This is a genomic window from Pelotomaculum propionicicum (assembly GCF_048984525.1).
Taxonomy (GTDB): Bacteria; Bacillota; Desulfotomaculia; order Desulfotomaculales; family Pelotomaculaceae; genus Syntrophopropionicum; species Syntrophopropionicum propionicicum_A.
On record NZ_JBMGJC010000002.1, the window covers coordinates 46791 to 70520 of the forward strand.

At 51.3% G+C, this 23730-nt stretch carries 29 protein-coding genes; 27 read left to right on the top strand and 2 right to left on the bottom strand.

Annotated features, from left to right (window positions below; translation table 11 throughout):
• Positions 1 to 81: 81 nt before the first annotated feature.
• The 10 genes from ACOBQJ_RS02630 to ACOBQJ_RS02675 all read left to right on the top strand — a co-directional run bounded on the left by ACOBQJ_RS02630 (position 82) and on the right by ACOBQJ_RS02675 (position 8917).
• Positions 82 to 1197 (top strand): DUF362 domain-containing protein, encoded by a 1116-nt coding sequence (locus ACOBQJ_RS02630; RefSeq protein ID WP_421070173.1) that lies wholly within the window; start codon positions 82 to 84, stop codon positions 1195 to 1197.
• 7 nt (positions 1198 to 1204) lie between these two features.
• A complete protein-coding gene (locus ACOBQJ_RS02635; protein ID WP_421070174.1) occupies positions 1205 to 2095 on the top strand; it encodes an Mrp/NBP35 family ATP-binding protein in 891 nt (296 codons plus the stop codon).
• Entirely contained in the window at positions 2092 to 2958 is an 867-nt protein-coding gene (locus ACOBQJ_RS02640) for an NAD-dependent epimerase/dehydratase family protein (protein WP_421070175.1), read from the top strand. The genes ACOBQJ_RS02635 and ACOBQJ_RS02640 overlap by 4 nt, the downstream gene beginning before the upstream one ends.
• A gap of 46 nt (positions 2959 to 3004) precedes the next feature.
• Positions 3005 to 3307, top strand: a complete 303-nt coding sequence (locus ACOBQJ_RS02645) for a hypothetical protein (protein WP_421070176.1) — start codon at positions 3005 to 3007, stop codon at positions 3305 to 3307.
• Between the two features lie 124 nt (positions 3308 to 3431).
• Positions 3432 to 3773 (top strand): hypothetical protein, encoded by a 342-nt coding sequence (locus ACOBQJ_RS02650; protein ID WP_421070177.1) that lies wholly within the window; start codon positions 3432 to 3434, stop codon positions 3771 to 3773.
• Positions 3774 to 3804: 31 nt separating this feature from the next.
• The gene (larB, locus tag ACOBQJ_RS02655; protein WP_421070178.1) at positions 3805 to 4569 is read left to right on the top strand and encodes a nickel pincer cofactor biosynthesis protein LarB; all 765 of its coding nucleotides are present in this window, start codon (positions 3805 to 3807) and stop codon (positions 4567 to 4569) included.
• Positions 4566 to 5567, top strand: coding sequence for a LarC family nickel insertion protein (locus ACOBQJ_RS02660; protein ID WP_421070179.1), 1002 nt, complete (start codon positions 4566 to 4568; stop codon positions 5565 to 5567). The genes larB and ACOBQJ_RS02660 overlap by 4 nt, the downstream gene beginning before the upstream one ends.
• Positions 5568 to 5581: 14 nt before the next feature.
• Positions 5582 to 6403, top strand: coding sequence for an ATP-dependent sacrificial sulfur transferase LarE (gene larE / locus ACOBQJ_RS02665; RefSeq protein ID WP_421070180.1), 822 nt, complete (start codon positions 5582 to 5584; stop codon positions 6401 to 6403).
• Positions 6404 to 6768: 365 nt separating this feature from the next.
• A complete protein-coding gene (locus ACOBQJ_RS02670; protein WP_421070181.1) occupies positions 6769 to 8493 on the top strand; it encodes an aldehyde ferredoxin oxidoreductase family protein in 1725 nt (574 codons plus the stop codon).
• A gap of 124 nt (positions 8494 to 8617) precedes the next feature.
• On the top strand, positions 8618 to 8917 hold the full coding sequence (locus ACOBQJ_RS02675) for a hypothetical protein (RefSeq protein WP_421070182.1): 300 nt from the start codon (positions 8618 to 8620) through the stop codon (positions 8915 to 8917).
• Between the two features lie 30 nt (positions 8918 to 8947).
• Here the strand turns inward: ACOBQJ_RS02675 and larC are convergent, their stop codons facing one another.
• The gene (gene larC, locus ACOBQJ_RS02680; RefSeq protein WP_421070183.1) at positions 8948 to 9415 is read right to left on the bottom strand and encodes a nickel insertion protein; all 468 of its coding nucleotides are present in this window, start codon (positions 9413 to 9415) and stop codon (positions 8948 to 8950) included.
• A 237-nt stretch (positions 9416 to 9652) separates the two neighbouring features.
• Between larC and ACOBQJ_RS02685 the strand changes: the two genes are divergently transcribed.
• Positions 9653 to 9802, top strand: coding sequence for a hypothetical protein (locus ACOBQJ_RS02685; RefSeq protein ID WP_421070184.1), 150 nt, complete (start codon positions 9653 to 9655; stop codon positions 9800 to 9802).
• A gap of 217 nt (positions 9803 to 10019) precedes the next feature.
• Here ACOBQJ_RS02685 and ACOBQJ_RS02690 read toward each other — a convergent pair whose 3' ends face one another.
• Positions 10020 to 10190 carry a hypothetical protein gene (locus ACOBQJ_RS02690; RefSeq protein ID WP_421070185.1) on the bottom strand — a complete coding sequence of 57 codons (171 nt, stop codon included), beginning with the start codon at positions 10188 to 10190 and terminating at the stop codon, positions 10020 to 10022.
• 431 nt (positions 10191 to 10621) lie between these two features.
• Between ACOBQJ_RS02690 and ACOBQJ_RS02695 the strand changes: the two genes are divergently transcribed.
• From ACOBQJ_RS02695 to groL, 16 genes are all read left to right on the top strand, one after another.
• A complete protein-coding gene (locus ACOBQJ_RS02695) occupies positions 10622 to 11143 on the top strand; it encodes a transporter (protein WP_421070186.1) in 522 nt (173 codons plus the stop codon).
• A gap of 128 nt (positions 11144 to 11271) precedes the next feature.
• A complete protein-coding gene (locus ACOBQJ_RS02700) occupies positions 11272 to 11562 on the top strand; it encodes a MoaD/ThiS family protein (protein ID WP_421070187.1) in 291 nt (96 codons plus the stop codon).
• A gap of 189 nt (positions 11563 to 11751) precedes the next feature.
• Positions 11752 to 11991 (top strand): MoaD/ThiS family protein, encoded by a 240-nt coding sequence (locus ACOBQJ_RS02705; protein ID WP_421070188.1) that lies wholly within the window; start codon positions 11752 to 11754, stop codon positions 11989 to 11991.
• A 326-nt stretch (positions 11992 to 12317) separates the two neighbouring features.
• Positions 12318 to 12704 carry a winged helix-turn-helix domain-containing protein gene (locus ACOBQJ_RS02710; protein ID WP_421070189.1) on the top strand — a complete coding sequence of 129 codons (387 nt, stop codon included), beginning with the start codon at positions 12318 to 12320 and terminating at the stop codon, positions 12702 to 12704.
• A gap of 55 nt (positions 12705 to 12759) precedes the next feature.
• Complete coding sequence (locus tag ACOBQJ_RS02715) at positions 12760 to 13452, top strand: ABC transporter permease (protein ID WP_421070190.1); 693 nt, start codon at positions 12760 to 12762, stop codon at positions 13450 to 13452.
• Positions 13453 to 13520: 68 nt separating this feature from the next.
• Complete coding sequence (moaA, locus tag ACOBQJ_RS02720; protein WP_421070191.1) at positions 13521 to 14501, top strand: GTP 3',8-cyclase MoaA; 981 nt, start codon at positions 13521 to 13523, stop codon at positions 14499 to 14501.
• A gap of 7 nt (positions 14502 to 14508) precedes the next feature.
• Positions 14509 to 14946, top strand: a complete 438-nt coding sequence (locus ACOBQJ_RS02725; RefSeq protein WP_421070192.1) for an MOSC domain-containing protein — start codon at positions 14509 to 14511, stop codon at positions 14944 to 14946.
• A complete protein-coding gene (gene mobB, locus ACOBQJ_RS02730; protein ID WP_421070193.1) occupies positions 14947 to 15450 on the top strand; it encodes a molybdopterin-guanine dinucleotide biosynthesis protein B in 504 nt (167 codons plus the stop codon).
• A 23-nt stretch (positions 15451 to 15473) separates the two neighbouring features.
• The gene (locus ACOBQJ_RS02735; RefSeq protein ID WP_421070194.1) at positions 15474 to 16235 is read left to right on the top strand and encodes a HesA/MoeB/ThiF family protein; all 762 of its coding nucleotides are present in this window, start codon (positions 15474 to 15476) and stop codon (positions 16233 to 16235) included.
• A 127-nt stretch (positions 16236 to 16362) separates the two neighbouring features.
• Positions 16363 to 16542 carry a hypothetical protein gene (locus tag ACOBQJ_RS02740; RefSeq protein ID WP_421070195.1) on the top strand — a complete coding sequence of 60 codons (180 nt, stop codon included), beginning with the start codon at positions 16363 to 16365 and terminating at the stop codon, positions 16540 to 16542.
• A 91-nt stretch (positions 16543 to 16633) separates the two neighbouring features.
• Positions 16634 to 17875, top strand: coding sequence for a gephyrin-like molybdotransferase Glp (gene glp, locus ACOBQJ_RS02745; RefSeq protein WP_421070196.1), 1242 nt, complete (start codon positions 16634 to 16636; stop codon positions 17873 to 17875).
• A gap of 64 nt (positions 17876 to 17939) precedes the next feature.
• Positions 17940 to 19862, top strand: a complete 1923-nt coding sequence (locus tag ACOBQJ_RS02750; RefSeq protein WP_421070197.1) for a molybdopterin biosynthesis protein — start codon at positions 17940 to 17942, stop codon at positions 19860 to 19862.
• 83 nt (positions 19863 to 19945) lie between these two features.
• Positions 19946 to 20446 carry a cyclic pyranopterin monophosphate synthase MoaC gene (gene moaC / locus ACOBQJ_RS02755; RefSeq protein WP_421070408.1) on the top strand — a complete coding sequence of 167 codons (501 nt, stop codon included), beginning with the start codon at positions 19946 to 19948 and terminating at the stop codon, positions 20444 to 20446.
• An 84-nt stretch (positions 20447 to 20530) separates the two neighbouring features.
• On the top strand, positions 20531 to 21022 hold the full coding sequence (locus ACOBQJ_RS02760; RefSeq protein WP_421070198.1) for a MogA/MoaB family molybdenum cofactor biosynthesis protein: 492 nt from the start codon (positions 20531 to 20533) through the stop codon (positions 21020 to 21022).
• A 416-nt stretch (positions 21023 to 21438) separates the two neighbouring features.
• Positions 21439 to 21723, top strand: coding sequence for a co-chaperone GroES (gene groES, locus ACOBQJ_RS02765; protein WP_421070199.1), 285 nt, complete (start codon positions 21439 to 21441; stop codon positions 21721 to 21723).
• A gap of 25 nt (positions 21724 to 21748) precedes the next feature.
• Complete coding sequence (groL, locus tag ACOBQJ_RS02770) at positions 21749 to 23398, top strand: chaperonin GroEL (RefSeq protein ID WP_421070200.1); 1650 nt, start codon at positions 21749 to 21751, stop codon at positions 23396 to 23398.
• The last annotated feature ends 332 nt before the right edge of the window (positions 23399 to 23730 follow it).

Genomic DNA, 23730 nt, shown 5'->3' on the forward strand with positions numbered 1-23730 from the left:
CGTTTATCCAAAAAATGAGTGCATATAAAAAGGCCTACTGGTAAAAATTATTTTAAAAGAACAATAAGGGGGAAGTTGTCTGTGCCGGATGTTTACATGGTTGACGCCCGGTCTGCCAACAGCGGCGAAAACTACTCGGATAAAATCAGGCTGCTTTTAAGCGTGCCGGATTTTGCGGAATTAATACCGCAGGGCAAGAGGGTGACCTTCATCAAGGCTAATTACAGCCCGTATGGTTACAACAGGCATATCCGGCCGGTTTTGTTGAGAGCGGTAGTTGAAAGTGTCAATCTAGCAGGCGGCTTTGCCGCGATTACCGATACCTCCGGCTTCTTCCCCAGTGGAAAGATCCAGGGTGACAGGTGGCTTACCGCCGCGGAAGCAATGGGCTATTCGATGGAGTCCCTGGGATGTGAACGGATACTGGCCAACGGATACGAAGGCGACGACGGCGAGTTTATTTCCACCGGCGGCAGCGAACTGGGGGGCGTTGAGGTGGCCAGAGCCATACGCGACGCCGAGTGCCTCATTATGGTTTCCCAGGTGTCCGCCCACCCGCAGGCCGGTATGTTTGGAGCCATTGTCAACCTGGGCCTTGAGTGCATGAATAATTCAGGCAAGGCCAGGGTATACCAGGATCTAAAGCCGGACTGGCTCAGGGAGAACTGCCAGTCGTGCGGTATCTGCGCAGGCGCCTGCCAGTGGCAGGCACTGACCTACCGGGATGAAGAGCTGTCATATAATGAAGCCCGCTGCTCAGGATGCGGTGCCTGCCTGCTGGCCTGCCCGAATAAAGCACGGGGGCTCGCGGGCGAACATATTGAGGCTTTTCAGCGAAGGGTTGCGGAATCTGCCGCGGCTATCGTTAAAACTCTCGATAAGAAAATTATATATCTGAATTTCCTAACGGATATTGTTCCCCAGTACTACCGGTTTGCCTGGGCGGATACGCCGTTCGTTCCGGACATCGGTATACTGGCCTCCACCGACCCGGTCGCAATCGACGCGCTTAGCTTGGAGCTTGTCAAGTGGGCGCAGGGGATCCCTGGTACTGCCGCCGAAGACGCAGGCGCGCTGGACAAGGGTGTCGAGAAGTTCAAGGCGCTTACCGGGGCGGATCCGGAGTTAATGCTCAATCATGCGGAAAGCATGGGTCTGGGTTCAAAAGATTATCAGGCACTCGTTTCGGGGAGGTGACAGCCTTTTGACAGAAGAACGCAAGCTGGAAGACCTTGAATTGTTCGAAAAAGTTAGTATGAGGGAGCAGGTCAAAAAGGAACTGTCCGACCAGCATGGTCCGATTAAGGATGCTTTGAGGGACGTGCGTTACAAAATAGCCATCCTCAGCGGAAAAGGCGGTGTCGGCAAGACAAGCGCTGTAATTAATATCGCTGCGGTTTTGAAGCAGATGGGGTTTGAGGTTGGGATCATGGACGCGGATGTGCACGGTCCAAGCGTACCCAAAATGACAGGCCTGAGTAAGCGAACCGAACTGCATGGAGCCTGGGGAATGGAACCGGTGGCCACAGACCAGGGGATTAAGGTAATGTCAGTCAGCCTTTTCTGGCCTGGAGAAGCGACACCGGTTATGTGGAAAGGGCATCATAAGGCTCGCGTAATACGCCAACTGCTAGCATCGGTACAGTGGGGCAAACTGGATTTTCTGTTGGTCGACCTGCCGCCCGGAACGGGCGACGAGCCGGTTACTATTATGAAATCGATTCCCGGGCTGGACGGTGTGGTTGTGGTAACCTCACCCCAGGAGGTATCCGTGGCTGTATGCAGTAAGGCTATCAGCAGCGCCAATGAACTGAATACCCCGATCCTGGGCCTGATAGAAAACATGAGTGATTTTCGCTGCCCTCATTGCGGCGGCGAGATTGCCCTGCTGGGTCAGGGCAGGGGCGAGGACCTGGCCAGGACTTATAAGATTCCCTTCCTGGGCAGGATTCCTTTGAACGAGCTGGCGGGCAAGGCGGCTGACGAGGGTGTGCCGGTTGTGGCGCAATACCCCGACTCCCCTGTTTCCGTGGCTTTCCGGGGTGTTACAGATAAAATACTTGAAATCCTAAAAAAGAAGGGGGAAAAAAATTGAGAATCCTGATCACGGGCGGAGCAGGTAATATCGGCCGCGAACTGGTAAGGAGATCGCTGGCGGCGGGCAACGAAGTAACAGTATTTGATATCCCACCGGCCAACTATTCAGGTCTTGAGGGAGAAAAAGGCATCAACGTCGTCAAAGGTTTCGTAACTGACGCTGAAGCCATGAGCCAGGCTGTAAAGGGCGTGGATTCAGTCATCCACCTGGCCGCGCTGATGACCCACCTGAGCACCGACAGGGAAAAAACAATGTCCGTCAACGTCGGCGGCACAAGGACAGTCCTGGAAGCTCTGGCCAAGGAAGGCCGTGATGTCCAATTTACATTCTCATCTTCAGTCTCAACTTACGGGTGGACTACGGAAGACACTCCGCCCATTAAAACCGACCACGCCCAGGTAGGCATGGACCTTTACGCCGAGAGCAAAATTGAAGCTGAAAAAGTGGTCCTGGCTTCCGGTATTCCATACACCATCCTGCGTATTACAGGCGTGGTGATCCCGACTTTTTACGATCCTAACCCGTGGCAGTTTTTGAAAGACCAGCGGGTTGAGTTTGTGGCCCGCGACGACGTGGCCGCGGCCCTTTATAACTCTGCTGTGACCAAAGCAGCGCGCAACAAGATCTTTAACGTCGCAGGCGGCAAGGATTGGCAGATGCTAGGCCATGAATGGGCTGCCAGGCACCTGGCCGTGCTGGACTTCCCCCTTGAAGAAGCTGTTTATTCGGATAATCCCGGCTGGTTTGACTGGTATGAAACTGAGGAAAGCCAGGCTGTGCTGAAATACCAGAATACGACTCCGGATCTTTTCTTTGAACAACTGGCTGAAGCTGTAGAAGCTTTCTATAACGAAGAGTAAAAGATATTTAAAAAATCTAATAAAAATATTTTGGAGGTAATGTAAAATGGCTGGATATCCCGCACATGAAAATGCTGCGAAAATACTGGAGAATTTGAGAGAAGCTGCTGCGAAGGCAGAAGGCGAAACCAAGGAGAGGATTGAAAAGGCTATTGCCGGCCTGGACCCGATCAAGGACAACAGGACTTTTATGCGCACCCAGAAGGCCGAGAGGGTCACAACCGGCACCCTGGAAGCCAGCGAAGCGCTGAAAAACAACCTGGCGGACACTGAAAAACTGGCCTCCATCGAGGCTGACATCGCTGAATTGGTGGAAAGAGTCAGGACCATGGTCGTGCGGATGACCTAAAAAGCGGTTTGATTATTTACCGCGTTATCCTTTAGAATTATAATGAAGTTATTTTAGTGGTTATATACTCCAACTTAAGATATATCTAAAGTTAATGTCTCAAATTATGGGGTTGATTTTATAAATGAATATGCAAGCTAACGTCCGCAGAGAAATTAATGAAGCTGTATTGGAAGTTGGAAAAGAGTCGCTGGATTTAATCCAGCGCTTCCTTTCAGGGCGGGTAACCCGGGAAGAATTACTGGCCGGTTTATCCGGGACCGGGGTGAAAGAGGTTATGACCCGGTATTGGGGGGACCTCACTTCCAACTCAAGTTATGTTCCGCACTGGCAGGTTCTGCAGTCCCTGCAGGGGTTGATTGATGAAATGACATACCAGTTGGGGGAATACGGTGAGTCAACCCTTTATGAGGACTTCAAGGAAATTGCCGTAAACATGAAGCGTATTTCTGAACAAAACAACTAGAGAAATAAAGGCCCGTAAAGGAGCTTTAGAAATGGTTAAAGATGAACTACGCCAATTGCTGGAGGACGTTAAAAATAGTAAGGTTGACATCGGGGACGCCCTTGCCAAACTAAAAAATCTGCCCTATGAGGACCTGGGGTTCGCGGTGGTGGACCACCACCGCGCCCTGCGCAAGGGTTTCCCCGAGGTAATATTTTGCCAGGGTAAGACCTCCGACCAAGTTGCTCAAATTTTTAATAAGCTTTGTGACGGACGGAGGAGCATCCTTGGCACCAGGGCTTCAAGGGAAGATTATGATAGAGTAAGGGAAATATACCCGGACGCGGTTTATAACGAACTGGCCAGGACCATCGTGGTCAACCGGGGGGAGAAGCCTGCCCCCAAGGGCAAAATACTTGTTATGAGCGCCGGGACTGCTGACCTGCCTGTTGCTGAAGAGGCGGCTATCACCGCTGAAATAATGGGCAACGAAGTCCGGCGTACTTATGACGTGGGAGTGGCGGGGATCCACCGCTTGCTGGACAAGCTCGACACCATTCGCTGGGCTGACGTGATCATTGTTGTGGCTGGGATGGAGGGAGCTCTGGCCAGTGTGGTGGGCGGCCTGGCTGACCAGCCCATCATTGCCGTCCCGACCAGTGTGGGCTACGGCGCCAGCTTCAACGGTCTTTCCGCCCTGCTCTGCATGCTCAACAGCTGCGCCTCAGGGGTAAGCGTTGTTAATATCGACAACGGCTTTGGAGCCGCAACCATGGCCAACGCCATAACGAAGATGATAGAGGAGGCACGTGCGTGAAGATTGCCTATTTCGATTGCTTTTCAGGAATAAGCGGGGATATGTGCCTGGGCGCCCTGATCAGCGCCGGGGTTGACTTTGACCTGTTAAAAGAAGAGTTGTCTAAAATGCCGGTCGAAGGCTATGATTTACGCTGGCAGAAAGAAAGAAGAAACGGAATAGCCTGCGCCAATGTTTTTGTGGATCTGCTTGAAACAGACCAGCCCGAGCGGCACCTGGCCGACATCCTGCAGATTATAGACGGCAGCGACCTGCCGGCGGAAGTTAAGGATAAAAGCAAGGATGTGTTTACCCGCCTGGCAGTGGCGGAGGCCGCCATCCATGACACGACGCCGGAGCGTATCCATTTTCACGAGGTCGGAGCTGTTGACGCTATCGTGGATGTGGTAGGCACTGTACTGGGACTGCACATGCTTGGCGTGGACAAGGTTTATGCTTCCCCCCTGCCCATGGGCAAAGGTTTTATAAAATGCATGCACGGCGTAATTCCGTCACCAGCCCCAGCCACGCTGGAGATATTACAGGACGTGCCTATTTATGGAGCAAACATCGAAGGAGAATTGGTGACCCCAACCGGGGCGGCCCTTGTCTCAGTCCTGGCGGACGCATTTATTGATTTGCCGGCCTTGACTATTGAAAAGGTGGGGTACGGCTCAGGCAAAAAGGTTATGGAGCACCCGAACCTGTTGAGGCTAATTGTAGGTGAACGCTACGAGTCCAAAATACCTGGACCCTTTCCCTGCCACGTCAGCCATGACCGTGAACACCGCCATGCCCACCCGCACGACCACAAACTGGCGCATACCCACGCTCATGAGCATAAACACGGGCATGCTCACCACAGCCACCAGCACGAGCACGGTCATAGCCATGAACACTGCGGCGGTCCGTCCGCAGGCGGGGAAGATCATGATCATCAACACAACCATGACCATGACCATGACCATGACCACGATCATAACCATGACCACGATCACGATCACTTACAAGATCAGTAAAGGTTGGTTTTGCTATGGATCAGCTTGACCAGAAACTGGACCGGCTTAGAAATTTTTTAAAGAACTGCGGGAAAGTACTGGTTGCCTTTTCCGGCGGTGTCGACAGCACTCTGCTGCTCAAAGTCGCCCATGATGTGCTGGGTGATCAGGTGCTGGCAGTGACCGCCTCCTCGGAAATATATCCTCCCGGCGAGGCAGACGAGGCCATAGTGCTGGCGGGCCAGATCGGCGCCGAGCATATTGTTTTAAAAGTCAACGGGCTCAAGAGCGCCGCTTTCAGGGGCAACCCGCCAGACAGGTGCTATCACTGCAAGAAAGAAATATACGCCGAATTAATCAGGGTAGCCAGGGAAAAGGGTATTAGTCACGTGCTTGACGGGGTGAACGCCGACGACGCTGATGATTACCGCCCTGGCATACGTGCCGGCAAGGAACTTGGGGTTAGAGCGCCGCTGATGGAGGCTGGTATAACGAAACAGGAGATCTATGCCCTTTCCCGGCAGTTCGCTCTCCCCACCGCCAGTAAGCCGGCCAACCCCTGCCTGGCCACAAGGTTTCCATACGGTGCTGAAATAACCCGGGAGAGCCTGGCGATGGTGCACCAGGCTGAAGAATTTTTAAAAAGCCTGGGAATACGCCAGCTCAGGGTAAGGCACCACGGCAACCTGGCCCGCATAGAGGTCCCCCTTGACTGCTTTGGTCTGCTGGTGGAGAAATCCGGAGAAGTTGCCGCCAAATTTAAAGAAATAGGTTATACTTATGCGGCGCTGGACCTGAAGGGTTTCCGGAGCGGGAGCATGAATGAGACCCTCAGCGGGGTCTTAAGTAAATTTTGATACACGAGGTTGTTTTTTCTGGCATGCGTTATGCATAATAAAGCATAAAGTAATAAATATTATAAAATTTATGTTAAAAATGTATAATAATAAATCAAAATAAGACGGCTTGGCAGAGCTGCCTGTTCCATCATGGCGCACTTGCTCCAATTTAGACCGGTAGTTTTGTATTATCTTAAGACAGGCGCCGGCCGGAAAAGAACCGGAATCAATAAAAACGAAAATATTTTACGGGCTGTATTCGGCCAGGAGGGTTATCCCGAAAGGGATAATGCTTTTTTTTTCATGGTATCAATGTTGCATATCATTTTATAAAGAGATTTAACCTGTTAATTAAATAATCTAAAAAGGGGGAACGTTTTTTAATGGACAAATTTTTAAGGGTCAATATGACCACCAAGGAACTAAAAACGGAAGCTGCGCCCGAGAAGTACGCTGCTCTGGGCGGCAGGGGTCTCACTTCGCAGTTTGTTCTTGATGAAGTTCCGGCAACCTGTGAGCCGCTTGGACCGTTTAACAAGCTGATCTTTGCTCCCGGCCTTCTTTCCGGGACCAACGCTCCGTCTTCAGGCCGGATGTCGTGTGGCGGCAAGAGCCCGCTGACCGGCGGCATCAAGGAAAGCAACTCAGGTGGTACTCCTTCCCAGAAGCTGGCCAACCTGGGCTACAAGGCAGTTGTTATTGAAGGCAAAGCAACTGCTGGCGAGCTTTACCTGCTTAAACTTACTGCTGATGGCGCCGAACTGCTTCCCGCCGACTACCTGGCCGGCAAGGGCGGTTACGAGACTGTAAGAGTGCTGCAAGAAAAATACGGCAAAAAGACCGCTGTTATATTTATCGGTCCGGCCGGTGAAATGCAAATGCCCAGCGCCGGTATTGGCGCCAGCAACATAGAAGGTCTCGGCGACCGTTACTTTGGCCGCGGCGGCATGGGTGCTGTAATGGGATCCAAAGGCCTGAAAGCTATCGTAATTGACGCGCCGAAAACCTTTGACGTGCCGGTTAAGGATAAAGAGCGCTTCATGGCTGCATCCAAAAAGTTTGCGAAGATCCTGCTGGACCACCCGGTTACCGGCCAGGGCCTGCCCGCGTACGGCACCAACGTGCTGATGAACATCATCAACGAAGCCGGCACCCTGCCCACCAGGAACTTTACCCGCGGCCGCTTTGACGATGCCAACATGGTAGGCGGCGAGTCACTGGCGGAAGCCTGCAACGCCCGCGGCGGCAAAGCGACCCACGCCTGCCACCCCGGCTGCGTAATGCGCTGCTCCAACGTCTTTATCCTCCCGGACGGCACCCAAATGGGCAAGATTGAATATGAAACCGCCTGGGGCTTTGGCCCGAACGCTGAAATCAACAGCCTGGATGTAGTCGGCGAACTGAACTACATCTGCAATGACGCCGGCCTGGACACCATCGAGGCGGGCGCTACACTGGGCGTCCTGATGGAAGCCGGCGTGGTTCCCTTCGGCGACGGCAAAGCTGCTATTGAAGCGTTCAAAGAAGTTGCCAAAGGAACTCCCCTGGGCCGTGTTATCGGCGCCGGCGCAACCTTCGCAGGAAAACTGTACGGCATTACCCGTGTTCCGACTGTCAAAGGCCAGGCTATCCCGGCTTATGACCCCCGCTCCTGCAGAGGCAACGGCGTAACCTACGCTACCACTCCCATGGGCGCGGACCACACCGCAGGCTATGCTGTTACCGCGAACATCCTTAGAGTGGGCGGCTTCGTAGACCCGACGAAAGACGAAGGACAGGTTGATCTGTCCAGGAACCTGCAGATCGCCACTGCCGCAGTAGACAGCACAGGCCTCTGCCTTTTCGTAGCCTTTGCCGTTCTGGACAACCCGGAAGCACTCCCGACTGTAGTTGAAATGCTCAACGCCATGTACGGGCTGAGCCTTACCGGTGACGACGTGGTGGCTCTGGGCATGAGCATCCTCAGGGCTGAGAGAGAATTTAACAAAAAGGCCGGCTTCACCAAGGAAGACGACCGCCTGCCGGAATTCTTCTACAATGAAGAGCTGGCTCCGCACAACACCAAGTTTGCTCTGAAAGATGAACTGGACGAAGTGATGAACTTTTAGTCCTGATGAATGATATTCTCACCTGGACGAATTATCAGGTGTAAAGAAAGCAGATTCGGTTAATACTGAATTCAGCGGGGTGGCCCGGCCACCCCGCTGTTCAGCGTTTAGAGGAGGATTTTTCATGTCCACGCCGGATAGTTTAATGGAAGATGTAAGGTACCTTTTGAATAAGTTTTCTTTGCTGGATGGCTATGATTTAAGGGCCATATGCCGGGAGTTGGACCTTCCGGTGACCAATTTGGGCAGCAGCGATATGGTCGAGCAGCTTCGTGAAAAAGTAATCGGAGCACTGGATTCATACAGGAAAAAGCCATCCAGGGAAAGCGAGAGGACCCTGGTCTTATTTCGCCGCAGCATTTTGCTGAAGAGCAAGTTCCTGGAGCGTTTAACCGCGGTAGTTAGTAAATCCACACTGGGCTAGAAATTCTTTTATATTTTTTGTTAAACTTAATTACTCCTTTTTAAGCTCCGCAAAGGCCAGCAAGGCGGCGGTGTACACTTTTTTGAGGGGGACACCGCAACCTTCTGAAATGGTTTTGCATTCTTCATATTCAGGTGCGATTTGCAGCATTTCACTGTCATTTTCACCGGCGCGGCCAATTTTAATATTTACTTCTCCCCATGGAGTACTTACTTTCTCAAAACTCCTGAAAAGAACTCTTCTCTTTTCTTCTCTGATACGTACGCCCAACGTTGTGGTCTCTCTGAAAATCAACTGCAGCAGCATTTCTAACTTTTCCTCGCGGCAAATCACGGACAAAAGGTTGGCAGGCCGGTTTTTTTTCATGTATACGGGCATCGTATATGCGTCAAGGGCGCCTTCTTTTATTAATTTGTCCAGTATGTAGGAGTAAATCTCCGGATTCATGTCGTCTATAGTGGTTTCTATCACTATTACTTTTTCCTCTTTGCCGGTCATTTCAATTCTCCTTTTATATATTCAAAATTTGCGATTACATTGTACCATAACCTTTTCCTTCTAAGCATAAAAAATACCTGTGCCTGCCCGGGCAGGTTTAACGGCTTCATTGCATACTCTGTACAGAATGTTCATTGTAAAAATTATCTAATAAGTGAAATCTCTTCTGCGCCGGTATAATGGCAGCAGTTTTGCTATTTAACAGTCCTATAACATTTTAAGAGTGAAGGTTTTATTATGAACAACAAGACTGATCAATTTAAACCGGATTACGCCACCACATGGGTCTACGACGAGAGAATAGGCTGGATTGATATTAACCAGTACCTAAAAGATATCAAGAAAATGCTAAAAGAATTAAACATCAAGCTAAAGTTGAACAATTAAAACTATACTGCTGTCTTATCTATTTAGCGTCAGTTTTATGTTCCATTCCGGAACATCCGCTCCAGAAAAAACCGTTGTTGTATTATATCGGGACGTCTATGGTCAGGCTTATTTTCAGCCCGCCTAACACCATTATAAATATATCTTTGGCCCGGCAGGTCTGCTGTTAGGACTGGGGGTATTCTGCAATTTGGGAACAGCGCGTTTAGTATTGTCTTTATACTGCTCTTCCCGGATGGCTATATTTACAGGCTGACCGAAGGAAAACAAAAAAAGCCGCCGCCTCAATACTCTGGAATTGGCTGTTTAGCGGCAGTTCAGTGAATATCAACCAGACCGCCCTGGCTGCGCATACAGCCGGCACTGCTTCATGTTGCCGGCGGAACATCGTTTATACTGCACATATCCCGCCACGAAGCTGCGTTCTTGGTCTTTGGACTTTTGGTTATGTGGAGTACCGCTTTTTATGGCTTTACAGCTTCCCCCCTTTTGCTTAGCCAATCCCGTGAGACCCTTTATTATATATGTTTGAAATAGGCACAGTATCAACCGGGGCCTTGGACAAATGCCTGAAACCCTGACTGTCACCCGGCAGGGAGTGAAGGGGGTCCTGGTGTTATTTTGCGCGTTCTCAGGGCTCCCCGCTATGCAGCTGCAACTGAAAAACAGGCTATAAAGGTATAGTTTTTGCAATATTGAAAGTGTTAGTAATATTTCGAAAAATGGAGGTGGATTAATATTTAATTGAGATCTGTATTTGAGAGAGAAGGAAAGCTTAAAATAATAAAATAAGGTATTTTTTAGAGGGGTGGTATTTTCATGCCGTTAACACTTGCTGTCCTTATATTCATATCTATTATGTGGGTCCCTGTGGCACTGCTTTTCCTGGGTAAAGGAGAAGCCAAAGGAACTGGGGCGGTTACGGGAGTTGTTGGGGTCCTTGTTGTCATCTGCGCCTTAGTACAGGCAACCCCCTTGTTTAAACAGGATGTCTTTGGCGCCGGCTTGCTTTTCGCCCATGGAATACTCTACATCAGTGTGTCACACGCCTTGCTGACAGGGCTGGAAGATATGAGGTCCGTCGGTAATGTGAGCCTGACCGTTGCTGTCATTTCAGCCATCTATTGTCTTGTTTATCTGGTCGGCACCCCACTGGTGCCCGCGGCTCTCTACCTGGCGCTGATGTGCGCCGGCTATACAGCCTTGACTGTCATGGTCTGGCTGAACGCCTACGGGAAGTTTGCTGCCAGCTCACTGGCCTATTCTTTGCTTGTATGGGCTTTTCTCGGCCTGTGGATTCCTTCTTTCACTGTTTTAACAACCGGTAATTTTCCCTTTTAAATAAAACATACAATATCCTGCTTTCCTTCTCTCTTTTATTTTTATGTTCATCGAACGGGCTTAACAGAATGTAGAGTGTGAAGTAAGCATTACCCCGGCTAACAAGTTCAAAATTAGGAGGACGGAAAATGGACACTATTGAAGTAAGGGGATTCGGGGATATAAAGAAGCTTTTCGAAGAAAGAGAGTGGTCCCAACCGATAAAAGTTGAATTAGAGGAAGAGATAAGCGCGGCTGATCTGGCCGCAAAACTGGATATACCTTTTGAAAAGATTGAAATTATTTTTGTTAACGGAAAGGCAAGTCCTTTTGGCGCCCACTGCCTGATTAAGCCCGGCGACAGGGTGGCTTACGTCCCGCCAGGCACCCCGGGCCCCTACCGGGTATTACTGGGGTTTAAAAATGAGGATAAAAAATAGCACGCATTTATGTGAGATAAAGGCAAGTAATGGCAGAAGAATTGCATATAAATTGCAGAAGAATTTGCATAAAGATCCTTTCCATTGGGGTTGTTAATAATACGGACATAAAGTATTATAAATTCAGTTTAACTGCGGGCTCTTAGATATTTTCGGTTCTACCTTAATAATCTTAGGGAGTGAAGTCTTTTGCAGGTAGAAGTAAGGGTTTTTTCAGGTCTTGAGGTTTTTATTCCCGGCACAACTTTCGGACAGGTTATCACTGTCGGCATAACAGAAGGTTTTACCGGGAGAGAGCTTTTAAAAAAGTTAAACATTCCCGAGGAAAAAGTATTTACATTTTTAGTAAATGGCGTCCATAAAAATTTTGAAGTGACCCTTAATGACGGAGACCGCGTATCTCTTTTCCCTGCTGTAGGCGGGGGTTGATCCGTTCAAAGTATTAACAAGAAAAAAATTCATTGGCTATAACTTCACTGTGATTTAGCGCTGTTTATGTTGATTTATACCCAAAATCAAGATGTTTATTAAAGGTAAAATAAAGTTAGAAGGAAGATCTTAATTTGGTTATAGTTTTCAGACAATAAGTTGTACTTTTAGTGTATAATTGATGAATAAAGGTTGAGTGTGAAAGCTGAAGTATGCCCGCCGGCTGTTGATAAATCAGCTAAGTTTTGTATTATACCACTTAAAGTTCCAGGCAGGCTGCGGGTTGATCAGCTTGAGACAAGCCCGGATAGCGGGGTGCAATCTATATGGGCACGGTGCGCAGCAAATCAAATGGCTCTGATTTCGAGGGAATTAGCGCTAAACACAAGCTGTGGCTGGAAAAGAACGGGGCTATTTTCGGGGACGGGCTGTACAACCTGCTCTCCAGCATAGCCGGGCTGGGTTCCATTTCACAAGCAGCCAGGGGAATGGGGATGTCCTACCGGGCTGCCTGGGGAAAGATACGGGCCACAGAGAGGAAATGGGGAATACCGCTGGTTGTCGCCAGGGTGGGCGGTGAAGCCGGAGGATGGGCCCGGCTTACACCGGAAGCAGAAGAGCTGCTTGAGACGTATTGCAGGATGGAGCAGGAAGTCGACAAATTTATGCAAAAATTATCAGGCAAGATTAGCACAGGCCGGCAAGGCCCTTAATTTTACAATTCGTTATATACAGACAAACATATCGTATCGAAAGTAGTGATGTTATATGGAAGTCTACTGGCAGGGACTGATTGAGGCCATTCGCCTCTTGCTCAGCGGTAATCCGGAAGTATATGAGGTAATCTTCCGTACTGTTCACGTTTCGGGCAGCGCGACCATTATCGGCATGCTCATCGGCCTGCCCCTGGGCACTGTGCTGGCGCTGTCCTCCTTCCCGGGCCGGAAGCTGGTAATCAGCATAATTAATTTCGGCATGGGCCTGCCACCGGTGGTGGTAGGTCTCTGGGTCTGGCTGACTTTCAGCCGTTATGGCCCCCTGGGCGTTTTGCAGGTGCTGTACACCCCGACAGCCATGATCACCGCCCAGGTTATAATCGCGGCGCCTATTATTACGGGATTTACTATTGCCGCCATACAGTCGCTGAACCCTAAAATAAGGCTCCAAATCCTGGCCCTGGGCGCCTCCAAGCTCCAGCTGCTGTGGCTGCTTCTAAGGGAGTCCAGGCTGGGCCTGCTGGCGGCTGTCATCGCTGGTTTTGGCGGGGCTGTGTCAGAAGTAGGGGCCTCGATGATGGTGGGGGGCAATTTGAAAGGTTACACCATGGTCCTAACAACTACAACAGTTTTGGAAGTAAACAAGGGCAACTGGGAAATAGCCACTGCGTTCAGTATAATTCTCCTGCTGCTTGCTTTCGGGGTTACCGTGGCCTTGACTACTGCCCAGCAGAGGGGCCGCTGATGCGCAAAAATAAGCAAAAGAAGAATCTGTTTTAAATAACTAACTGCTCATTTAGAAGGGTGAAAAAAATGCGTGATACTTACAGGCGAGAGATAAACTACCTGCGTGTTTCGGTGACGGACAAGTGCAATCTGCGCTGCATCTACTGCCTGCCGCCGGAAGGTGTAAAATCGATACCCCACGACGAAATCCTGCGTGATGAAGAATTCGAGGCCATAGTAAGAGCGGCGGCCCTGGTGGGAATTAGGAAAATACGCCTTACCGGAGGCGAGCCGCTGGTACGCAGGGGTGTCGAGGACCTAGTGCGGCGTTTTGCGAATATTCCTGGCATAGATGACATAACACTAACCACGAACGGCATTCTTCTGCCGGATCACGCAGCTGCGTTAAAAGAAGCCGGGGTAAAAAGAGTAAATATCAGCCTGGATACTTTAAAAGATGATCGTTACCGGGAAGTTACCAGGGGCGGCAGCCTGGCGTCAGCATGGAAAGGAATCCAGGCGGCACTTGACGCGGGGCTTCACCCGGTTAAGCTGAATACCGTGGTAGTCCGTGATTTTAACGATGACGAGGTGGAGTCCATGGCCCGCCTTACAAAGAAAAGGCCTCTGCATATCCGCTTCATCGAGCTGATGCCTATCGGCACCTGTAATAAGTGGACGGAGGGACGTTTTGTGCCGGCCGGGGAGATATTGGACAGGATCAACCGCAGGGTCGGCAGGCTGCATCCGGCCAAGATGGCCGAGGGAGACGGGCCGGCTAAATACTACCGCTTTGAGGGCGCCCTGGGTACGGTGGGCTTTATTACCTCCATGAGCGAACATTTCTGTGAAAACTGCAACCGCCTGCGCCTGACCTCAAGCGGCGGCCTGCGGCCGTGCCTTTATGACGCCAGGGAAATTGATCTGAAGACCCCGCTCCGCAGGGGAGCCGGAGACAGGGAAATCGCCGATTTGATTATGGAAGCGGTTGACCTGAAACCTGACCGGCACCATATGGACGAAGGCTGGACTGACAAGAAAAGAGTAATGTCTCAGATAGGAGGGTAATTTGTAAATGGGTATAATTAAAGCAGTTTGCACAAGCCCAAATAAAGGGATGCGCAAAAAGGATACAGGCGAAGGTCTGCTGGTCAAGGAATATGGCCTGAAAGACGACGCCCACGCCGGCCCCTGGCACCGCCAGGTCAGCCTTCTCGCTGTCGAGAGCATAGATAAGATGCGGGCGATGGGGTTGGACGTGGGGCCGGGTGACTTTGCCGAGAACCTCACAACCGAGGGTATAGATCTTGTAAATCTTCCCATTGGCACACAGGTGAAAATCGGTACTGAAGCAGTAGGCGAAGTAACCCAAATCGGGAAGGAATGCCATAACCGCTGCGCCATATATTACCAGGCGGGAGACTGTGTCATGCCCAGGGAGGGGATCTTCATCAGGGTCCTGGAGGGCGGGCCGGTTAAAGTAGGAGATAAAATCGAAGTGGTGGAGGCATAAATGGGGAAGCCGGTTCCCGTGGTTGGCCTGGCCGGTTATTCCGGTTCGGGCAAAACCACCTTTCTGGAGAAGCTAATCATAGAACTTAAAAGCCGTGGATACAGGATCGGTGTTATTAAACATACCCACCATGCCGTTGGATTTGATCAGCCGGGCAAAGACACCTGGCGGCACGCCCAAGCGGGGGCGGATTTTGTGGCTCTGGCGGCGCCGGGAAGTTATTCTGTTTTTAAAAAAACTGAGCGGGACCCGGGACCGGAGATTTTGATTTCCATGGCCGGAGAGATGGATTTAGTAATTGTTGAGGGTTACAAGAAGGAAAAGTGGCCCAAAATAGAAGTATTTTACCGGCACGGGACTTCTGAGCGGCCTGACATTCCGGACGGGGAGCTGCTGGCCGTGGTAAGCGACGTGCAGCCTGAAAAGGATGTCCCGCATTTTGGGCTTGACGACGCGGCGGGAGTGGCGGAATATATTGAGCAGATGGTTTTAAAAAAGGTCTAAACGTGATTCGAGGGTTGATTTACATGACGGATAATAATTTTTTAACCGAAGAACAGGCGGTGCGCTATCATCGCAATATTCTGTTGGAAGGGGTCGGCCGGAGAGGCCAGGAAAAGCTGCTTAGCGCCGGCGTGTTGCTGGTAGGCGCCGGAGGGCTGGGATCTCCCGCCGCCTTTTATCTTGCCGCGGCCGGTGTGGGGAGAATCGGCCTGATCGATAATGACACTGTTTCCCTGTCCAATCTCCAGCGCCAAATCCTACACACTACCCCGGACCTGGACCACTATAAAGTGGTCTCAGCCGCTGAGAAGCTGAAAGCGCTTAACCCCGCATTAAATATTGAGCCATACCAGGAGAGATTTACCGAAAATCTTGCAAGAGAACTTATAGAAAAATATGATTTTGTTATTGACTGCACCGATAATTATAAATCACGCTATATCATCAATGAGAATTGTGTCAGGCTGAATATACCTTTTGTTTACGGAGGGGTACTGGCCTGGTCGGGACAGGCTTTTACAGTAGTACCAGGACGGGGACCGTGTTTTAAATGCATTTTTCCTGTTGAGCCGCCGCCGGATGCGCCCACCACTACTGAACTTGGCGTTTTAGGCGCGGTGCCGGGTGTAATTGGTACTATTCAAGCGGCGGAAGCTGTACGTTTTATTCTTGGTGTGGGAGAACTGCTGGTGGGCAGGATGCTGGTTTACAGCGCGCTCCAGGCAAGGTTTTTTGAGGTGCCGGTGGAAAGAAGCACAGACTGCCCGGTGTGCGGCAAATTGTGACGTTAGAAATGAGATGTGAGACGTGAGACTAAAGGGACGGTCACAAGGGTCAAAAAGCTCTTGAGAAATACCAGGATTCACACGACTCACGTCCCACGTCCCACGACTAAAATAAGGGGTGTTGTAAATGTCAGAAATTAAGCAGGAAGTTTTGGATGCAGTCAGACAAGCGGCAAAGGACGGGAAGCTTACCTGTACGGAGGCCAGGAAACTGGCGCAAGATTTAAAAGTTGCCACTGGGACCGTGGGGAAGGCCGCGAATGAGCTGAAAATTAAAATCAAGTCATGCGAACTGGGATGCTTTTGATCAAGGCTAAACTGTAAATAGCCTGCCGAATACTGAAGTCGCTGCATGGTTATATTTTAGACAGCGGTAATTTGTGCTTTGGAGTGTGCTTATGGCCGAACTTTTTACTGTATTGACACTGGATGAGGCAAGGGCTGCAATAATGAGCCACATGCCTGTTGTTAGTGCCGGCGTAAAGGTCCCCATTCTGGAAAGCCTTGGCCGCCGCCTGGCCGCGGAAGTGCGGGCGGTAGATGATGTGCCTGCTTTCAACAGATCAACAGTGGACGGATACGCTGTAAAGGCGAAAGATACATATGGAGCTTCAGAAGGGATACCATCTTATGTTGATGTAAGCGGCGAGGTGCTGATAGGCCGGGTGCCGTCCGGCCGGGTCAATGCCGGCCAGGCCTGGTATATAGCCACAGGCGGGATGCTTCCCGAGGGGACTGACGCGGTTGTGATGGTGGAATACACGGAAGAGCTTGACAGCCGTACGATCGGAATTAACAGGCCGGTTGCTCCCGGCGAAAATGTTATCCGCATCGGAGAGGACATTGCGGCCGGAGACGTCGCGCTCCCGGCAGGCCACAGGATCAGGCCGCAGGACCTGGGGCTGCTTTCATCTATCGGTGTCACCGACGTGGAGGTAATCCCTCCAACTAAAGTCGGTATTATCTCGACGGGCGATGAACTGATCGACCCGTTGAAGGTACCCTCTCCCGGTCAAATCAGGGACATTAACTCATATGTCCTGCATGGCGCCGTGGCTGCTTCAGGAGGCAAGCCCCGCCTGTACGGCATCGTCCCGGATGACTACGAAAAAATGAGAGACGCTCTGGCGCGGGCGCTGGATGAAAACGATATGGTCCTCATCTCAGGAGGAAGCTCGGTTGGCGCCCGTGACGTCACATTCAATGTTATAGACTCCGCCGGAAAGCCAGGTGTGATTTTTCACGGTATTTCCGTTAAGCCCGGCAAACCTACGGCCGGGGCATTTATAGGAGGCAAACCATTATTCGGCCTGCCCGGTCACCCGGCGTCAGCCCTGGTTATATTTGATGTTCTGGTCGCGCCGCTCCTGCGTGACGGCGCTTACCCGGCCACTGAAGAGGAGTCCGCTTTGGAGTTTCCGGTTAAGGCGGTTATTACCCGCAACCTTCATTCCGCAGCCGGGCGCAAGGACTATTTCCGGGTTAAAATCAGCAGTAAAGAAGGTCAGCTTTTTGCCGAGCCGGTGCTTGGCAAATCAGGGTTGATCAATACTATGATCAAAGCGGACGGACTTGCCCGCATTCCTGCCGGCAAAGAAGGTGTTGAGGCCGGCGAGATTGTGGATGTAAAATTGTTTTAAATGTAAATTTAGCGAATTAGTAAATTTTGCCTATTTGTGTATTGATTGAGGTGCTTAGTAAAGTATGAAGCGTAAAGTATATCTCGACGACCTGCCCTGGGAAGAAGCATTAGGGCGCTACCTTAATTATCTCGCCGGTATTGGAGCGCTGGATCCGGGCAGGCCTGAACTGGTTCCTGTTGAAGAGGCGCTGGGCAGGATAACAGCGGCGCCGGTTTACGCCGGGATTTCATCTCCTCATTACCATGCTTCGGCCATGGACGGTATGGCTGTCCGCTCTTCTGACACTTACGGGGCTTCGGAAACAACCCCCATACAGTTGAAAGTCGGTGAGGCCGCGACCCTGGTGGATACGGGCGACCCGCTGCCGGACGGCTGTGACGCTGTAATAATGATCGAAGACGTGCACTATGTAAAACCGGATCTTATCGAGATTATTCAGGCCGCGCCCCCCTGGCAGCATGTCAGGGTTGTGGGGGAGGACCTGGTGGCGACAGAAATGATCATATCCTCAAACCATCCCGTAAGGCCGGTTGATGTAGGCGCCCTGCTCGCGGGCGGTGTTGACCGGATCTATGTTTATCCCCGCCCGCGGGTGGCTATTTTGCCGACCGGCACGGAGTTGGTGCAGCCCGGCTCGAATTTGAAGCCGGGGGATATTATTGAGTACAACTCCAGGATGCTGGGGGCGATAGTGGAGAAATGGGGCGGCATCGCCCTGCGCAGGGAAATCACGGTGGACCACTTTGAAAGCATCAAGGCTGCGCTGGCCAAAGCCGCTGATGAAGCTGACATTGTACTGATAAACGCCGGGTCATCGGCAGGTTCCGAGGACTTTACCGCTGACGCGATAAGGTCTCTGGGAACGGTGCTGGTGCATGGCGTGGCCACCAAGCCGGGTAAACCGGTAATACTCGGTCAGATAAACGGCAGGCCGGCGATAGGTGTGCCCGGCTATCCTGTATCCGCATACATAGATCTGGATCTCTTTGTCAAACCGGTTTTTTTTAAAAAACTCGGTACCGTGCCTCCCGCGGTGGAAAAAATTGAAGCCTCGGTGACCAGGAAAATGGTTTCACCTATAGGCGTGGAGGAATTTGTACGGGTTAAGCTGGGTCAGGTGGGAGATAAAATCGTAGCAACCCCCATTTCCCGCGGCGCCGGGATCCTGATGTCGCTGGTGCAGGCTGACGGGATGATCCGGATCCCGCAGAATTCAGAAGGATTTAACGCCGGAGAAACCGCGCCGGTGGAGCTTTATAAAACCGCGCGGGAAATAAGAGAGACCTCCGTTATCATCGGCAGCCATGACCTGACCCTGGACGTGCTGGCCAATTTTCTGCGGCGCAAATTTCCCGAGGCGACCCTATCATCGGCTCATGTCGGCAGCCTGGGCGGGCTGACCGCGTTGAGGCGCGGGGAGGCTCACTGCGCCGGGGTCCACCTGCTTGACGAGGAAACCGGCGATTACAATGTATCCTATGTAAAGAGAATACTTCCCGGACGTAATACTATTCTGGTAAACCTGGTTTACCGCGAACAGGGGCTTATTATAGCTAAAGGCAACCCCAAGGACATATCAAATCTAAAAGATTTAACCAGGGAAGGCGTAAGTTTCGTCAACCGGCAGCGCGGCGCCGGCACCAGGATCCTGCTTGATTACCTGCTGAGGGAGCAGGGCATTGATCCCGAACAAATTAACGGTTACGACCACGAGGAGTATACCCATATGGCAGTAGCCGTCGCGGTCAAAGCGGGAGCGGCTGATGCCGGGCTGGGCATACAGGCGGCGGCCCGGGCCCTGGGCCTGGACTTTGCCGGTATCGTGGAGGAGCGCTATGACCTGTGCATACCTGAAGAATACTGGGATATGCCTTATATCCAGCGCCTGCTGGAAGTAATGAGGATGCCCGAGTTCCAGGAAGAAGTTAAACGGCTTGGCGGATACGACCTGCGTGACTGTGGGAAAGTTATGTGGCAGGGTTAGAAGAGGAAATGCTAAAACATTAATAAGTATTTGTCCAAAATTGTCCGGCTTCAGGCCGGCAGTTTGGTGATGGAGGGTTAATGATGAGCAAGCTGACTCATTTGGATGAATTTGGCCAGGCCAGGATGGTAGAAGTGGGCGGAAAAGAATTTACCCGCAGGGAGGCTGTGGCCCGGGGAGAAGTGACCATGCGCGCGGAAACGCTGGATATGATCCTTGCCGGAAAAGTTCCCAAAGGAGAAGTATTTGGTGTGGCTCGCGTGGCCGGGATCATGGCGGCTAAAAAGACTCCGGATTTAATACCCCTCTGTCACCCCCTGGCGCTGACGGGAGTCGATGTCCATTTTCGGCCGGACCGTGAGCGCAGCAGGGTCGAAATCGAAGCCAAAGCCAGGACGACGGGGCAGACCGGGGTGGAGATGGAGGCCCTGACTGCTGTGTCGGCTGCGGCCCTGGCCATTTATGACATGTGCAAGGCGGCGGACCGGGAGATGGTCATCGGCGCCGTCAGGCTGGTGCGTAAAAGCGGAGGTAAAAGCGGCGTCTTCCAGCGTGAGGGCGAGGAAGATTGGCCTGAATTGTAGGACCGGTTTATCTGGCCATTGTAAGGTTAAAGCTGTATCCGCCAGAATGCGTTATAACTATATTTTTTAATAGGGGTTGTTAACTTGTATAAGATAGGCATCATCACTGTCAGCGATAAAGGGTCCCGCGGCGAGCGGGTGGACGAAAGCGGACCGGCCATAAGGGATATGGTGAAATCCCTCGGCGAAGTGACAAGCTACGTTGTTGTACCCGATGACCTGGACCTTTTAAAAGAAGCCATGATTAATATGTCAGACAAGGAAAAGATCGACCTGGTTTTCACCTCCGGCGGTACAGGCTTCAGTCCCAGGGACAACACCCCCGAGGCTACCCTGGCCGTAATCCACAAACAGGCGCCCGGCCTGGCCGAGGCCATGCGTGCTGAAAGTTTGAAAAAAACCAACCGGGCGATGCTTTCCAGGGCTGTCGCGGGTATTCGCAACAGCACCCTGATCATAAACATGCCCGGCAGTGTTAAAGCGGTGCGGGAATGCCTCGCGGTAATAATGCCTGCCCTGCCACACGGCCTGGAGATCCTGACCGGCAGGGGCGGTGAGTGCGGCTCGACTGAATAATTCTTCTTTATTCTTTCAAATCCTAGGGCAGCCGCCCCAAGAATTTTTTGTTACCGACGACCGACGTCCTACGTCTGACGACCGAATTGACCGGCAGGGGCGGCGAGTGCGGCTCGACTGAATAAAGTCGAGTTTTTTCTTTTTACGGACCTGTATAAAACTTTTAACTATGTGGGAAAATATTTCTAGAGCAAGAGTAAAAATAAAAAATAACCTGTAAATAAGATAGAAGAAGATATTAAAAGCTATTACATGATAATTGCCCTTTATTAGCCTAAATAAGGAAAATTATGCGGTGATCTAATTTGCTTTTGATAATCTAATTCTATATTATATTTACGTAATGTTAGCACTCATTGACCTTGAGTGCTAACAAATGATGTAACCAAACCAACCGTTAACAAGGAGGGGTTTAAGTGATCAGACCATTAGGCGAAAGGGTGGTTGTTAAACCGCTGCCCAGCGAGGAAAGGACCAAAGGCGGCATTGTCCTGCCTGATACGGCCAAGGAAAAGCCCCAGGAGGGGGAAGTAATAGCCGTGGGTTCCGGTAAGATTCTAGAAACCGGCCAGCGTGTTCCCATCGACCTGAAACCGGGGGACAGAATTCTTTTCTCCAAGTATGCCGGAAACGAAGTCAAGATTGACGACGTTGAATATTTGATCATGCGTGAAGCCGACATCCTCGGCGTAATCGAGTAACAGGTAAAAAGAGGAGGTAAGAAAATTGGCAGGAAAAGAGATTATTTTCCGGGAAGATGCCCGGCGTTCCCTTGAAAAGGGAGTAAACGCGCTGGCTGACGCGGTAAAGGTAACCCTCGGCCCCAAAGGCCGCAACGTAGTGCTTGAGAAGAAATTCGGTTCACCGATGATCGTCAATGACGGTGTTACCATTGCCAGGGAAATCGAACTTCCCGATCCGTTTGAAAACATGGGCGCCCAGCTGGTTAAAGAAGTCGCCACAAAGACCAACGACGTGGCCGGCGACGGTACCACTACGGCCTGCGTACTGGCCCAGGCTATCGTACGTGAAGGGTTGAGGAACGTGGCTGCCGGGGCCAACCCCATGATTGTCAAGAGGGGCATAGAAAAAGCCGTTGAAAAAGTGGTCAGCTCTATTAAGAGTTCAGCCAAGACCATTGAAAACAAGTCGGCCATCACCCAGGTCGCAACTATTTCAGCCAACGATGAGTATATAGGCAACCTGATTGCAGACGCGATGGAGAAGGTAGGCAAAGACGGCGTTATCACCGTGGAAGAGTCAAAAGGCACCACCACCAACCTGGAAATTGTTGAAGGGATGAACTTTGACCGGGGTTATTTATCCGCGTACATGGTTACCGACACTGATAAAATGGAAGCGAACCTGGACGACCCCTATATCCTGATGACTGATAAAAAGGTGTCCGCTGTGGCTGACCTGCTGCCGGTACTTGAAAAAGTTGTGCAGTCCGGCAAGCCGCTGCTGATCATCGCTGAGGATGTTGAGGGCGAGGCTCTGGCTACCCTGGTGCTCAACAAACTGCGCGGCACCTTCCAGTGCGTCGCGGTCAAAGCGCCGGGTTTTGGCGACAGGCGTAAAGCCATGCTGCAGGACATCGCCACCCTGACCGGCGGTACTGTTATTACCGAGGAAATGGGCTTGAAGCTGGATAAGGCTACCATCGACATGCTTGGCCGGGCCAGCAAAGTAAGGATCAAGAAGGAAGAGACCATTATAGTGGGCGGCGCGGGCGACGCTGACGAAATTACCAAGCGTGTGGTCCAGATCAAGAACCAAATTGAAGATTCCACATCTGAGTTCGACAAGGAGAAGCTCCAGGAGCGCCTGGCCAAGCTGGCCGGCGGCGTGGCAGTGGTCCAGGTGGGCGCCGCCACTGAAACTGAAATGAAGGACAAGAAGCTGCGCATCGAAGACGCATTGAACGCTACCCGCGCAGCTGTTGAAGAAGGCATCGTGCCGGGCGGCGGTGTAGCCTACATTGGTGCGATCAAGTCCCTGGACGGCCTGGAAGCCGGTACTCTCGATGAGAAAACCGGCATTGATATAGTGCGCCGGGCGCTGGAAGAACCCCTGCGCCAGATCTCCAGCAACGCCGGCTTTGAGGGCTCGGTCATAGTGGAAAAAGTCAAGAACGCTGAACTCGGGTTTGGCTTTAACGCCCTGACCACAGAGTTTGTCAACATGATCGACGCCGGCATCGTCGACCCGGCCAAAGTTACCCGCTCCGCGCTGGAAAACGCGTCCAGCATCGCGGCCATGATCCTGACCACCGAAACCCTTGTCGCTGAAAAAGTTGACAAGGACAACCCCATGGGCGGCATGGGCGGCATGGGTGGAATGGGCGGCATGGGCGGTATGGGCGGCATGATGTAATAAAGCCCAAGGCATATAAATGAAGGGGGACCGTTGACGCGGTTCCCCTTCATTTATATGGGTCCTTTTACCAGTTCGAATAGAAAATTGGGGAGCCCCTCATATTTTGGCCGTTTGCTAATAACAAGAGAAAAGCAAACAAAAAGAACGTCCCCTGTTGTTTCCCCCTGTTCAATGTCGTATATTGTCGTAATATGTCGCAATATTCATAATAAAGATAAAATAAAATATATTAAAAATGTTCAAAAATATATCTTCTTTTAATCTGGTATTTATAGTATATTAAATCTAAGATGCTTCCGATTTGTTACGTCCTAATGGGATGTGACAAA

Coding starts and splice junctions, on each gene's coding strand:
- ACOBQJ_RS02750 (WP_421070197.1), top strand. CDS start 17,940: ATGAAGCGTAAAGTATATCTCGACGACCTGCCCTGGGAAGAAGCATTA.
- ACOBQJ_RS02650 (WP_421070177.1), top strand. CDS start 3,432: ATGAATATGCAAGCTAACGTCCGCAGAGAAATTAATGAAGCTGTATTG.
- mobB (WP_421070193.1), top strand. CDS start 14,947: ATGGGGAAGCCGGTTCCCGTGGTTGGCCTGGCCGGTTATTCCGGTTCG.
- larC (WP_421070183.1), bottom strand. CDS start 9,415: ATGACCGGCAAAGAGGAAAAAGTAATAGTGATAGAAACCACTATAGAC.
- glp (WP_421070196.1), top strand. CDS start 16,634: ATGGCCGAACTTTTTACTGTATTGACACTGGATGAGGCAAGGGCTGCA.
- larB (WP_421070178.1), top strand. CDS start 3,805: ATGGTTAAAGATGAACTACGCCAATTGCTGGAGGACGTTAAAAATAGT.
- ACOBQJ_RS02735 (WP_421070194.1), top strand. CDS start 15,474: ATGACGGATAATAATTTTTTAACCGAAGAACAGGCGGTGCGCTATCAT.
- ACOBQJ_RS02740 (WP_421070195.1), top strand. CDS start 16,363: ATGTCAGAAATTAAGCAGGAAGTTTTGGATGCAGTCAGACAAGCGGCA.
- ACOBQJ_RS02690 (WP_421070185.1), bottom strand. CDS start 10,190: ATGTTCCGCCGGCAACATGAAGCAGTGCCGGCTGTATGCGCAGCCAGG.
- larE (WP_421070180.1), top strand. CDS start 5,582: ATGGATCAGCTTGACCAGAAACTGGACCGGCTTAGAAATTTTTTAAAG.
- ACOBQJ_RS02695 (WP_421070186.1), top strand. CDS start 10,622: ATGCCGTTAACACTTGCTGTCCTTATATTCATATCTATTATGTGGGTC.
- moaC (WP_421070408.1), top strand. CDS start 19,946: ATGAGCAAGCTGACTCATTTGGATGAATTTGGCCAGGCCAGGATGGTA.
- ACOBQJ_RS02645 (WP_421070176.1), top strand. CDS start 3,005: ATGGCTGGATATCCCGCACATGAAAATGCTGCGAAAATACTGGAGAAT.
- ACOBQJ_RS02675 (WP_421070182.1), top strand. CDS start 8,618: ATGTCCACGCCGGATAGTTTAATGGAAGATGTAAGGTACCTTTTGAAT.
- ACOBQJ_RS02700 (WP_421070187.1), top strand. CDS start 11,272: ATGGACACTATTGAAGTAAGGGGATTCGGGGATATAAAGAAGCTTTTC.
- ACOBQJ_RS02670 (WP_421070181.1), top strand. CDS start 6,769: ATGGACAAATTTTTAAGGGTCAATATGACCACCAAGGAACTAAAAACG.
- ACOBQJ_RS02710 (WP_421070189.1), top strand. CDS start 12,318: ATGGGCACGGTGCGCAGCAAATCAAATGGCTCTGATTTCGAGGGAATT.
- moaA (WP_421070191.1), top strand. CDS start 13,521: ATGCGTGATACTTACAGGCGAGAGATAAACTACCTGCGTGTTTCGGTG.
- ACOBQJ_RS02725 (WP_421070192.1), top strand. CDS start 14,509: ATGGGTATAATTAAAGCAGTTTGCACAAGCCCAAATAAAGGGATGCGC.
- ACOBQJ_RS02685 (WP_421070184.1), top strand. CDS start 9,653: ATGAACAACAAGACTGATCAATTTAAACCGGATTACGCCACCACATGG.
- ACOBQJ_RS02715 (WP_421070190.1), top strand. CDS start 12,760: ATGGAAGTCTACTGGCAGGGACTGATTGAGGCCATTCGCCTCTTGCTC.